Origin of the sequence: Bacillus sp. 7884-1 (assembly GCF_002272245.1) — a bacterium.
Lineage (GTDB): Bacteria > Bacillota > Bacilli > Bacillales > Cytobacillaceae > Neobacillus.
In genome coordinates, this window is sequence record NZ_NPDD01000024.1 from 1 (window position 1) to 12,846 (window position 12,846).

12 protein-coding genes and 1 pseudogene are annotated in these 12,846 nt (G+C 38.2%); 12 read left to right on the plus strand and 1 reads right to left on the minus strand.

Annotation, left to right across the window (positions count from 1 at the left end; translation table 11 throughout):
• The first annotated feature begins 295 nt into the window (after positions 1-295).
• From nusB to spo0A, 11 genes and pseudogenes are all read left to right on the plus strand, one after another.
• On the plus strand, positions 296-694 hold the full coding sequence (gene nusB, locus CHI06_RS04120; RefSeq protein WP_095247160.1) for a transcription antitermination factor NusB: 399 nt from the start codon (positions 296-298) through the stop codon (positions 692-694).
• Positions 695-725: 31 nt separating this feature from the next.
• Positions 726-1,580, plus strand: a complete 855-nt coding sequence (folD, locus tag CHI06_RS04125; protein WP_095247161.1) for a bifunctional methylenetetrahydrofolate dehydrogenase/methenyltetrahydrofolate cyclohydrolase FolD — start codon at positions 726-728, stop codon at positions 1,578-1,580.
• 13 nt (positions 1,581-1,593) lie between these two features.
• On the plus strand, positions 1,594-2,949 hold the full coding sequence (gene xseA, locus CHI06_RS04130; protein WP_095247162.1) for an exodeoxyribonuclease VII large subunit: 1,356 nt from the start codon (positions 1,594-1,596) through the stop codon (positions 2,947-2,949).
• Positions 2,942-3,175: an exodeoxyribonuclease VII small subunit gene (locus tag CHI06_RS04135; RefSeq protein ID WP_095247163.1), complete on the plus strand. Its 234-nt coding sequence runs from the start codon at positions 2,942-2,944 to the stop codon at positions 3,173-3,175. The genes xseA and CHI06_RS04135 overlap by 8 nt, the downstream gene beginning before the upstream one ends.
• Before the next feature lie 3 nt (positions 3,176-3,178).
• Positions 3,179-4,072, plus strand: coding sequence for a polyprenyl synthetase family protein (locus CHI06_RS04140; protein ID WP_095247164.1), 894 nt, complete (start codon positions 3,179-3,181; stop codon positions 4,070-4,072).
• A 147-nt stretch (positions 4,073-4,219) separates the two neighbouring features.
• Positions 4,220-6,153, plus strand: a pseudogene (gene dxs, locus CHI06_RS04145) (1-deoxy-D-xylulose-5-phosphate synthase).
• Complete coding sequence (locus tag CHI06_RS04150; protein ID WP_095247166.1) at positions 6,116-6,955, plus strand: TlyA family RNA methyltransferase; 840 nt, start codon at positions 6,116-6,118, stop codon at positions 6,953-6,955. Before dxs ends, CHI06_RS04150 begins: the two are co-directional and overlap by 38 nt.
• 149 nt (positions 6,956-7,104) lie before the next feature.
• Positions 7,105-7,554: a transcriptional regulator AhrC/ArgR gene (gene ahrC / locus CHI06_RS04155; protein ID WP_095247167.1), complete on the plus strand. Its 450-nt coding sequence runs from the start codon at positions 7,105-7,107 to the stop codon at positions 7,552-7,554.
• A gap of 15 nt (positions 7,555-7,569) precedes the next feature.
• Positions 7,570-9,270: a DNA repair protein RecN gene (gene recN / locus CHI06_RS04160; RefSeq protein ID WP_095247168.1), complete on the plus strand. Its 1,701-nt coding sequence runs from the start codon at positions 7,570-7,572 to the stop codon at positions 9,268-9,270.
• Between the two features lie 99 nt (positions 9,271-9,369).
• Complete coding sequence (spoIVB, locus tag CHI06_RS04165) at positions 9,370-10,668, plus strand: SpoIVB peptidase (RefSeq protein WP_373558132.1); 1,299 nt, start codon at positions 9,370-9,372, stop codon at positions 10,666-10,668.
• Positions 10,669-10,954: 286 nt separating this feature from the next.
• Positions 10,955-11,746: a sporulation transcription factor Spo0A gene (spo0A, locus tag CHI06_RS04170; RefSeq protein WP_095247170.1), complete on the plus strand. Its 792-nt coding sequence runs from the start codon at positions 10,955-10,957 to the stop codon at positions 11,744-11,746.
• Between the two features lie 70 nt (positions 11,747-11,816).
• Here spo0A and CHI06_RS04175 read toward each other — a convergent pair whose 3' ends face one another.
• Complete coding sequence (locus CHI06_RS04175; RefSeq protein ID WP_090758317.1) at positions 11,817-11,951, minus strand: YycC family protein; 135 nt, start codon at positions 11,949-11,951, stop codon at positions 11,817-11,819.
• Positions 11,952-11,987: 36 nt separating this feature from the next.
• On the opposite strand from CHI06_RS04175, the gene CHI06_RS04180 reads away from it, so the two are divergent.
• Positions 11,988-12,716 carry a glycerophosphodiester phosphodiesterase gene (locus CHI06_RS04180; protein ID WP_095247171.1) on the plus strand — a complete coding sequence of 243 codons (729 nt, stop codon included), beginning with the start codon at positions 11,988-11,990 and terminating at the stop codon, positions 12,714-12,716.
• Positions 12,717-12,846 lie beyond the last annotated feature (130 nt).

The following is a 12,846-nucleotide window of genomic DNA, read 5'->3' on the forward strand; positions in this document are numbered from 1 at the left end:
CCCCGCAGGCGCTTAAGCGCCGAGGAGGCTCCCCTAACCGCCCTAAGGTGCGCGAAGTGCCTTTCGTTACAATCAACAGACTAATTAAACACAGCCCAAACCAAAGGAGAAAATCCTTTGGTTTTTTTCTTTTTTTACGGTTATTAGTATACTGCTTCTAGGTAAAAATAAGGTATTACAGTGCGAATCAATTTTAGTTATGCTATTATCTTTTTATGTACAAAACAATATCATGCATTTGTTGTATGAAATTAGACAAAAATTAATTATTATCTCTAAAGGAGTTAACGGTATAATGAAAAGAAGAACTGCAAGGGAAAAGGCGCTACAAGCTCTTTTTCAAATCGATGTAAGTAATACAGAGCCAGCTTCTGCAATTGAACATGTTTTAGAAGGGGAGTCAGGAGATGACTACCTAACTAAGCTTGTGTTAGGAGTGGTTGAACATAAAAATGAAATTGATCCATTAATCATAGTAAACCTTGAAAAATGGACGATGGACCGTTTAGCAACTGTAGACAGAAACTTATTAAGATTAGCCATTTATGAATTAAAGTATTTCAGAAATGAAACACCTGAAAATGTTATTTTAGATGAAGCAATAGAAATTGCTAAAATCTACGGAGATGAACAATCAAGCCGATTTATTAATGGTGTATTATCAAAAGTAAAACAGCAGCTGATTAGCGAATAAATAGATTGAGTATTACTGGAGGGGAAACATTATGACTGCAACAATTATTGATGGTAAGGAAATAGCCGCAAAGAAAAAGGTAGAAATCGCTGAGGAAGTAAAAAAGCTAAAGGAACAAGGTGTAACACCAGGACTTGCTGTCATTCTCGTAGGGAATAATCATGCATCCAGAACATATGTAACAAATAAAGAAAAAACTTGTCTAGAACTTGGCATGCACTCTGTGCTTATTGAGTTACCTGAAGAGGTTTCACAGGAAGAATTACTGTTGAAAATCGAGGAGTTGAATGGAGATACAGCAATCCACGGTATCCTTGTTCAACTGCCACTGCCAAAGCATATTGATGAAATTAAAATAATAGAAGCTATTTCACCTTTAAAAGATGTTGACGGATTCCATCCCATTAATATCGGAAGAATGATGACCGGTCAAGATGCGTTCTTACCATGTACCCCTTTTGGAATCATGGTGCTCATAGAGGAGACTGGTATATCTGTTGCTGGCAAACATGTAGTAGTTGTAGGGAGAAGTAATATTGTTGGAAAGCCAGTGGGTCAGTTATTTCTTAATCAGCATGCAACTGTAACGTACTGTCATTCACGGACAAAGGATTTACAGGCTCAAACATCACAGGCTGATATACTCGTTGCAGCAGTTGGTATCGCTAATTTTATTAAAGCCGATCATGTAAAAGAAGGTGCAGTCGTTATTGACGTTGGGATAAACCGAAATGAAGCTGGAAAGCTTTGCGGAGATGTTGACTTTAATGAAGTTGTCGAAAAAGCCGGTTATATTACTCCAGTTCCAAAGGGTGTAGGTCCTATGACCATTACGATGCTCATGTATAACACACTTAAATCAGCAAAAAATACGCTGCGGTCCTAAAAAGGAGTTCGTAATGCAGGAAAAAAAGTATTTATCTGTATTGGCATTAACAAAATACATAAAAAGAAAATTTGATGCTGATCCCCATTTGCAGGATGTTCATGTAAGAGGTGAAATATCAAACTTTAAACAGCATTCGAGCGGGCATATGTACTTTACCTTAAAGGATGAAAAAGCACGCATTCTTGCAGTTATGTTCTCCAGCCAATCACGGACAATGAAGTTTTCGCCAGAAAACGGCATGAAGGTGGTTGTAAAAGGAGATATTTCTGTCTATGAACCAAGTGGTCAATATCAAATATATATAAAAGAAATGCAGCCGGATGGAATTGGTGAGTTATTTTTAGCTTATGAACAGTTAAGAAAAAGACTTGAAGCGGAAGGCTTATTTTCGATAGAACGTAAGAAGTCAATTCCGAGTTATCCGAAGACGGTAGGCATCATTACTTCCCCAACAGGGGCGGCAATAAGAGATATTATCACAACGATCAAAAGACGTTATCCGATTGCAAATATTCTCGTATTACCAGCACTCGTACAAGGTGAAAATGCCGCTCCTTCTATCGCTAAAGCTATTGAGAAGGCAAATAAGCTGGATAACCTTGATGTGCTTATAGTTGGGCGTGGAGGCGGTTCAATTGAAGAATTATGGGCTTTTAATGAGGAATTAGTTGCTAGGGCTATATTTCAATCTGAAGTTCCTATCATTTCTGCTGTTGGACATGAAACAGATTTTACAATTGCAGATTTTGTTGCTGATATGCGTGCACCAACTCCGACTGCTGCTGCTGAGTTAGCTGTACCACATATAGATGAATTAATAGAAAGACTGCTGCAGCGGAAAACCCGTTTGCTCCAGTCGATGAATAGCCTATTCCGATACGAGAAGCAACGGTTAGACAGAGTTCAAAAATCCTATGCTTTTCGGTACCCACAGCGTCTTTACGAGCAAAAGCTTGAGCAGGTAGATAAATTAACAGAACTGCTTGTTCGTGGTGCCTCTCGATTGTCAGACGTCAAAAGGTCACAGCATCAAACTGTACACAATCGTCTGATACGAAACCATCCAAGAGTAGCTTTACGCGATGCAGCGGGCAGGTTTGACCGCTCACAAAAAGATATCGGACGGGCAATGGAGAAAATTCTCTTAAAGAAACAAACAGAATTCGATAGGGTTATTTCAACCCTTCAGGCATTAAGTCCGTTAAAAATAATGGAACGTGGGTACAGCCTCGTCTATTCAAATGATAATGAATTAATAAAAAGTATTAAACAAGTTAAAGAGAACGAACCACTTCAAATTCAATTAACAGATGGCAGCCTTCTCTGTAATGTACAGAATATAAAGGAGAGCGAAAACCGTGAGTAATGAACAAAAGATTTCCTTTGAGGAAGCAATGAATAAGCTTGAGCAAATTGTGGATAAGCTTGAAGAAGGAGATGTCCCTTTAGAAGAAGCAATTATCTTTTATAAAGAAGGGATGGAACTATCCAAGCTATGTCATGATAAGCTTAAAAGTGTTGAAGAACAATTAACACAGATTATTACGGAGGACGGACGGAAACAAAACTTTACGATAGAAGAGGAGGAATAGGCTTTGAGTACTAAAGTTCTAGATGCTTTTACACAAGAACATAAACAACTGCTTGAATCAGAGCTTCGAACCTTGGTGCAAAAGCTAAAGGCACCTCCTATTATTAAAGAAGCCATGCAATATTCTCTTGAAGCAGGCGGTAAAAGAATTCGTCCTTTACTAGTATTTGCTACCATTGCTGCTTTTGGAAAAGATCCTAAAATTGGGCTGTTAGCTGCTTCAGCAATAGAAATGATTCATACTTATTCATTAATCCATGATGACTTGCCAAGTATGGATAATGATGACCTTAGAAGAGGGAAACCAACGAATCACAAAGTGTTTGGCGATGCAATTGCCATTCTAGCCGGCGATGCTTTATTAACCTTCAGTTTTGAGGTAATTGGACAGATTCCAAACGAAAATGCTTCGAGTGAGACGAAACTACGACTGGTAACCGAAATGGCCAAAGCTGCAGGCAGTGAAGGAATGGTTGGCGGTCAGGTAGCGGATATGGAAGGAGAGGGAAAAACTCTAACCATTGAAGAGCTTGAGTATATACATATACATAAAACAGGAAGACTCTTAAGATTTAGTGTCATTGCAGGTGCGTTGTTAGGCGGGGCAAATCAGGAGCAACTAGAGAACCTTTCTTCTTTTGCCCATCATCTTGGGATTGCTTTTCAAATACAGGATGACATTTTAGACTTAGAAGGCAATCCAGAGTTACTTGGTAAACCTGTTGGAAGTGACACCACTAATGATAAGAGTACCTATCCACAGCTATTAACGATGGAGGGTGCGAAGGAAGAGTTACAAAAGCAATTAAATTTGTCCAAACAATACTTAGAAAAGACTGGGCTTAATATCAATCTTCTTAGTGAAATTGCAGACCTTGTGGCATCTAGAGACCACTAATATAACTGGTATTTGAACAACAAAGTAATTGTGTTATAATTGTTGTCAATGAAGAAAACTTTGTTAATGCCGTTACCACTATTAGTGTTAGCGGCTATTTTTAAATAGTAGACTGAAAGAAAAAGTATGAAAGTGAGTGGTCCTAAAATGGATCTGTTATCAATAAAAGACCCTTCCTTTTTAAAAGGGATGTCAAATCAAGAATTAGAGGCTTTAAGTCAAGAGGTACGCAAATTCTTGATTGAAAAGCTGTCTGTAACTGGAGGCCATATTGGACCGAATTTAGGTGTTGTCGAATTAACAATTGCCTTACATAAATGTTTTGACAGCCCCAAAGACAAATTTATTTGGGATGTAGGACATCAGTCCTATGTTCATAAAATACTGACAGGCAGGGCTAGCGAATTTGATACATTGCGTCAATATAAAGGACTGTGCGGCTTTCCGAAAAGAATTGAAAGTGAGCATGATGTTTGGGAAACGGGACATAGCTCAACATCCCTTTCCGCTGCGATGGGAATGGTCATTGCCAGAGACTTGAAAAAAGAGAAATCCTTTATTGTGCCGATTATTGGAGATGGTGCATTAACAGGTGGAATGGCGTTAGAAGCATTAAACCATATTGGTCATGAAAAGAAGAATATGATTGTCATACTGAACGACAATGAAATGTCAATTGCTCCTAATGTAGGTGCTCTTCATAATATCCTTGGCCAATTACGCACAGCTGGTAAATATCAGTGGGTTAAAGATGAGTTAGAATTATTCTTAAAGAAGGTTCCAGCTGTCGGAGGAAAACTCGCAGCAACTGCTGAACGTGTTAAAGACAGTCTAAAATATTTATTTGTTTCAGGTATGTTTTTTGAGGAAATGGGCTTTACGTACTTAGGTCCAGTGGATGGGCATGATTTTGAAGCATTATTTGAAAATTTCCGCTATGCCAAAAAAACGGAAGGACCAGTTCTTCTACACGTGATCACGAAAAAAGGAAAAGGTTTTCACCCTGCTGAAAGCGATACAAAAGGTACATGGCATGGTACAGGGCCATATAAGATGGATACCGGTGCCTTTGTTAAGTCTGATAAAACCCCTCCAGCATGGAGCAGCCTAGTTAGTGAAACAGTTCGCAAGCTTGCACGCGAGGATGAGCGAATTGTGGCGATTACCCCTGCGATGCCTGTTGGGTCTAAACTAGAGGGCTTTGCTAGTGAATTTCCAGAGAGAATGTACGATGTTGGGATAGCTGAACAGCATGCTGCTACTGTAGCTGCTGGATTAGCGACCCAAAATATGAAGCCATTTTTAGCCATCTATTCGACATTTTTACAACGGGCATATGATCAAGTTGTTCATGACATTTGCCGTCAGAATCTTAATGTTTTCATCGGAATTGATCGGGCTGGGTTAGTAGGAGCAGACGGTGAAACCCATCAGGGCGTATTTGATATTGCCTTTTTAAGACATGTGCCTAATATCGTGTTAATGATGCCTAAGGATGAAAATGAAGGGCAGCATATGGTTTATACTGCTCTAAAGTATGATGATGGTCCAATTGCAATGAGATTCCCTCGAGGAAATGGCTTAGGTGTTCCAATGGATGAAGAATTCAAGAGCATTCCAATTGGCACCTGGGAGGTCTTGAAGGAAGGCGAAGACGGTGCTATCTTAACCTTTGGTACCACAATCCCAATGGCAATGGAGGCAGCAGAAGTTCTAGAGAAACAAGGAATTTCAGTAAAGGTAGTTAATGCGCGGTTCATAAAGCCATTAGATGAAAAAATGCTCAATCAGTTATTCTCAAAGAACACCCCTATCCTAACCATAGAAGAAGCAATTCTCCAGGGCGGATTCGGAAGCTATGTATTAGAATACGCACATGATCAAGGTTTTTATCATCAAGTAATAGACCGAATGGGGATACCGGACAAATTTATAGAGCATGGAGATGTTAATTCACTATTAGAGGAAATAGGGATGACTACTTCTGAGGTTGTTAAAAGAATGACTATACTTGCGCGAAAAAAACAACAAAGGGCATAAGTAATGAAAAACAAAGAGCGTTTAGATGTTTTATTAGTTGAAAGAGGATTAGCTGAAACTCGGGAGAAGGCGAAGCGTTCTATTATGGCAGGGCTGGTCTATTCAAACGAGGAGCGTTTAGATAAACCTGGAGAAAAAGTAAAAGTAGATATCCCGCTGATAATAAAAGGAAAAGTGCTCCCTTATGTCAGTCGCGGCGGTCTTAAGCTTGAGAAGGCGTTGAAGGTCTTTGATGTGACAGTCAAGGATAAAATTATGCTGGATATTGGTGCTTCTACGGGAGGATTTACTGACTGCGCTCTGCAAAATGGTGCCAAAATGTCCTATGCCTTGGATGTAGGATATAATCAGCTTGCATGGAAGCTACGTCAGGATGAACGTGTAGTGGTTATGGAAAGAACCAACTTCCGGTATGTAACAACAAAAGATTTGGCAGGAGAAATGCCCAATTTTGCAACCATCGATGTTTCTTTTATTTCCTTAAAGTTAATTTTACCTGTATTAAAAACACTTCTTGTTCCTGACAGTGATATTGTTGCACTTGTTAAACCGCAATTTGAAGCTGGTCGTGAGCAGGTTGGAAAAAAAGGTATCGTTCGCGAGGAAAAAGTACATTTACAGGTTGTTAATAAAATTGTCGATTTTGCTCTTGAACAAGGATTTAATGTGGTTAATTTATCCTTTTCTCCTATCACAGGGGGGGACGGGAATATTGAGTTTCTTCTTCACCTCAGATGGATAGGGGAGCAAGATAAAGGTCAAAATCAATTGCCTTTCGAGCCTTCGCAAATAGTGAAAGACTCCCATCTAGAATTTAAATCCAAACAAGATGTAGAAGGATGAGCATATGCTTATCCTTCCTTTTTTAATTTTGACAAGTTTTTCTCTTGAATAATCATTGTACATCCTAGGCAAAATGGGCTAACATATTGGTATAAGCGACATTTTTGTACAAAATACCTAAATGTTCTGATGATTACGGGGTGAATGATTTGAATAAAGGTCAACGTCATATAAAAATTAGAGAAATTATCACCAATAATGATATTGAAACACAGGATGAGCTTGTTGACGAGCTAAAAAGTGCTGGGTTTAATGTAACGCAAGCAACTGTATCAAGGGATATTAAAGAGCTGCACTTGGTTAAAGTCCCATTGTTAGATGGCAGATACAAATATAGCCTTCCAGCAGACCAACGATTTAATCCATTGCAAAAATTAAAAAGATCGTTAATGGATGCATTTGTTCGAATAGATTCTGCTGGACATTTACTAGTAATGAAATGTCTGCCTGGAAATGCGATGGCAATCGGTGCATTACTTGATAATCTTGACTGGGAAGAAATATTAGGAACCATCTGTGGGGACGATACGATTTTAATCATCTGTCGTACACCTGAAGATACAGAGACGATCACAAATCGTTTCCTTGACATGCTGTAATGGGGGGAAAGGACCATGTTATCAGAAATATCGATTAAGAACTTTGCCATTATTGAGGCCCTTGCCATTACGTTTGACAAGGGTTTGACTGTTTTAACAGGAGAAACGGGTGCAGGAAAATCTATAATTATTGACGCTATTCATCTGCTGGTAGGAGGTCGAGGCTCTGCTGAGTTTGTCAGACATGGGGAAGATAAGGCAGAAATTGAGGGTCTATTTCAAATAGATGAGCACCATCCGGTGTTTTCAAAAGCATTTGAGTTCGGAATAGAAATTGAAGAAGGAATGGTTGTTTTACGAAGGGATATTTCGCGGACTGGCAAAAGTGTTTGTAGAATCAATGGTAAGCTTGTGACCATTTCAACTCTACGGGAAGTGGGTTCTACCTTAGTTGATATACATAGTCAGCATGAACACCAAGATTTAATGGATGAGAGCAGGCATCTACTCTTACTTGACCAATTTGGGTTTGAGGAAATTTCTCGTTCTCAGGCAGAATACCAAGAAGTATTTCATCGCTATGAACAAACTTTTCATAAACTTAAGTCTTTAAGTGAGAATGAGCAAAAAACAGCACATCGATTAGATTTAATTCAATTTCAATTTGACGAGATTCAAAATGCAAATTTAAAGCTTAACGAAGATGAGCAGTTATTTGAAGAAAAGAGAAAGCTTGTGAATTTTGAGCGTGTTTTTGATGCGATTCAATCCAGTTATACTGCCCTTACAGGAGAACAAAAGGGGCTAGATTGGATTAGTTTGGTAATGGGACAGCTTGAAGACGCTCAAGCATTGGATTCCGCGTATAAAGAATTATATGAATCCGTCATGAACAGCTTTTATCAATTAGAGGATGCTTCCCGCACATTGAGAAATGAACTAGATGAATTAGAATATGATCCACAGCGGTTAAATCAAATCGAAGAAAGATTAAATGAAATTAATCAATTAAAACGGAAATATGGAAAAACAATTGAAGAAATTTTAGAATATGCAGCGAAAATTGAAGAAGAAATAGAAACATTGCAAAATAAAGAAACACATATAGGGCAATTAGAGAAACAACTAGCCTCCATTAAAAAGGACTTAAGTCTAGAAGCCAAACAGCTGACGGAGCTCCGAAAACGCTGGGCTGGGAAGTTGACAAAATTAATTCATAATGAGTTGAAAGAACTATATATGGCAAAAACAGTTTTTGAAATCCGTTTTGAATCCGTCTTGCCACATTTTACAAAAAACGGTGTGGATCACGTGGAGTATTTTATTTCAACAAACCCGGGTGAACCTTTGAAGCCATTATCAAAAATTGCCTCTGGCGGTGAATTGTCAAGGATAATGCTAGCGCTTAAAAGTATTTTTTCGAAACACCAAGGAGTTACTTCCATTATTTTTGATGAGGTGGATACTGGCGTAAGCGGCAGGGTAGCACAATCAATCGCTGAAAAAATTTATAAAGTAGCTGTCGATTCACAGGTATTATGTATTTCCCATTTGCCCCAAGTTGCTGCAATGGCAGATACTCATTTGTTTATTTCTAAAGTGACAAAAGGCGGACGAACTAAAACTTCAGTCAGTCCACTTAGTGTAGAAGAAAAGATAAAGGAAATTGGCCGAATGATTTCTGGCGTTGAAATTACCGATTTAACGAAAAAACATGCCGAAGAATTACTATTTTTAGCATCTGAAAATAAAAAAATTGAAAAGCTTCCCAATTAGGGGAGCTTTTTTATGTTGTCTTAGGTTATAAATGCAGCTGATGGAGGCAAAATTAAAGATGTAGCCATTTCGATGTGAGTGAAACGCAAAGCGAGGAGAGTGAAGATTTTGAAGTTAGAAATAATTAGAAAGATCATTGGTGGAATTCTCCTTGTTTCATTAATCAGCCTTCTTTATTTTCAGCCATTTCAGCAGTACCTTGATATACCAAAGACCATTACAGTCTTTGAAGGACAAGATTTTACTTTTCAAAAGGCTGTACCGGTATCAGCCTCTTTAGTATCTCTCAATTCAAATATCACACTTGAACAAGATAAAAACAATGTATCCTTAAAAGCAAATGATTCAGGCAAAGAAGAAATGCTATTAGAGTTCGCAGGGATACCCGTTAAAAAGGTCGATGTAAATGTCTTAAAGGATTTCAGAGTCCAGCCAGGCGGACAATCCATCGGTGTTAAATTAAATACGGTTGGCGTATTGGTCGTAGGTCACCATTTAGTTAATACTGAGGATGGAAAAAAATCACCTGGTGAAATAGCAGGTATCAAAATCGGTGATATTATTACAGAAATCAATGGTAATAAAATTGAAAAAATGACAGATGTGGCTCCCTTTGTACAAAATGCAGGACAAAGCGGAAAAGCATTAGATATGGTTATTAGCAGGGATAGTGGTAAGTTCACAACGAAACTAACTCCCCTTAAAGATGAGGGAGAAAACTCCTATAAGCTTGGATTATATATTCGTGATTCAGCTGCAGGGATTGGAACTATGACATTTGTTCATCCACAATCTAAAAAATATGGTGCCCTCGGGCATGTCATTTCTGATATGGATACGAAAAAGCCAATTGTAGTAGAAGATGGTCAAATCGTTCGGTCTACGGTTACCTCCATTGAAAAAGGCAGTAATGGCGACCCAGGAGAAAAGCTTGCACGATTCTCTTCAGACCGTGAAATTGTCGGAAACATCACAAAAAACAGCCCATTTGGCATATTCGGAGTATTAAATAAAGAGTTAAAGAACGGAATTTTGGATAAACCACTGCCAATTGCTTTATCTCACCAAGTGAAGGAAGGTCCAGCAAAAATTTTAACAGTGGTAGATAATGACAGGGTAGAAGAATTTGAAATTGAAATTGTCAGCACGATTCCGCAGAAATTTCCAGCAACAAAAGGCATGGTTTTAAAAGTAACAGATCCGAAGCTTTTAGAAAAAACTGGTGGAATCGTTCAGGGGATGAGCGGAAGTCCAATTATCCAGGACGGAAAGCTAATTGGAGCAGTTACACATGTCTTTGTCAATGATCCAACCTCTGGTTATGGAGTACACATTGAATGGATGTTAAATGAAGCAGGAATTAACATATACGAAAAACCTATAGAAAAGGCTAGTTAAAACTAAAATCAGTAATTCAAACAAAATAGGCGATAAAAGCCTATTTTGTTTTTACATAAAGTTATTTCGACAAAATCAAGGAATAATCTGGAATAAGTGCGAATTTAGTCGAAACTTAAAGGAAAACAAAGAAAAGATAAGATTTTCTCACTATTTTAAGAAATATTAAAAAAACTAGAGGAATTTTAGTTGCATTGTCGAATTTCTAATTTAGAATAGAATTAAGAGAATAAAAAATTAATGTAAAATAGAGATATGACCATTTGGACTTGAGGAGGATATAAAAGTGAAAAAGATTAGAGTTTGTGTCGTGGATGATAATAGGGAATTAGTTGGATTATTAGAGGACTATATTTCTTCCCAAGATGATATGGAAATTGCGGGTATTGCTCATAATGGTCAGGATTGTTTAGAGCTTCTTGAATCAACGGATACGGATGTACTCGTTTTAGATATTATTATGCCTCACCTAGATGGTTTAGCCGTCCTAGAGCGCTTAAGAGAGCTCAAAAAGGGAGCAATTCCAAATGTTATTATGTTGACTGCATTTGGACAAGAAGACGTTACAAAGAAGGCTGTAGAGCTTGGTGCCTCGTATTTTATTTTGAAACCTTTTGATATGGAGAATTTAGGCAATCATATCCGTCAAGTAAGCGGTAAAACCAGTCAGGTAAGCAGGAAGGCAGCTTCGGGAAATTATCGTTCACATACTGAAAATAAACCGAGAAATCTAGATGCCAGCATTACAAGTATTATTCATGAAATTGGTGTTCCAGCACATATCAAAGGATACTTATACTTGCGTGAAGCCATTTCAATGGTTTATAACGATATTGAATTACTTGGTTCCATTACGAAAGTGTTATACCCTGATATTGCAAAGAAATATAACACCACAGCAAGCCGTGTGGAGCGTGCAATACGTCATGCCATCGAAGTAGCATGGAGCCGTGGAAATATCGATTCCATTTCATCATTATTTGGTTACACAGTAAGTATGTCCAAGGCAAAGCCTACAAACTCCGAGTTTATTGCTATGGTTGCTGATAAGCTTCGTTTAGAGCATAAGGCTTCATGAAAAGACCAATAATATAATGAAAAAAAGCCTTCATTTCGGGAATGAAGGCTTTTTTATGTCCTAAGTTCATTTATTTTTCTTTTTCTAGTTCCATTAATTTTTGAATAAGTATATGCTGAGGCATATGCATAAGCTGTTCTAACGGAACATTTAATTTTTCGGCAAGCTTAATGGCAGTTTCAGGTGATAATTGTAAAGGTTTCATTGTGATCCTCCATTCATTTAGTTAGGAAGTGAAAAAATGACACAGATTTTTGCGCATCGAGGTTATTCTTCAGCGTTTGCTGAAAATACAATGAGTGCATTTATTGCTGCTGAAAAGGCAGGAGCCGACGGCTTAGAGCTGGATGTCCAGTTAACAAAGGACGGTGAAGTGGTTGTCATCCATGATGAAAAACTTGATCGGACAACGAGTGGTAAGGGCTTCGTGAAAAATTTCACCTTTAAAGAAATAAGAAAATTAAATGCCAATAAAAAAGGTGTGAATAAAGAGCCTATCCCCTCATTGATTGAGGTTCTTGAATGGATGCAATCCAATCAACTTGTTTGTAACATAGAGTTGAAAAATAATCTATTTCCGTATGAAGGAATGGAAGAAAAGGTAATTCATCTTGTTCGAAGATTTAATTTGAGTAATCGGATTATCATTTCTTCTTTTAATCACTACAGTATTGTCTTAAGTTATCGGTCAGCGCCTGAAATCGAGACAGCCCCTCTATTTAATGAGCGACTCTATATGCCATGGGTTTATGCTCAATCCATTCGCGCTCAAGGGATTCATCCGAAGTTAGTGTCTGTAACAGATGGAATTATCAAAGGTGCAATTGAAAATGGAATAGCTGTCAGACCCTATACTGTTAATAAAGATACTGATATGCAGAGGCTTTATAAACTAAACTGTACTTCAATTATTACAGACGATCCGGTAAAGGCTTTGAAAATTAGGAAACAATATGAAAAGAGACCATAATGGCCTCTTTTTATTTTTTGCTGTGTTAATCTGGGCTGTTGATTTGTGCTTTAGGCGCTTCGCTTTCCGCAGGCGGTTCGGGAAGCCTCCTCGCCGCTAAAGCCGCCTGCGGGGTCTCCCCTGTCCCGTC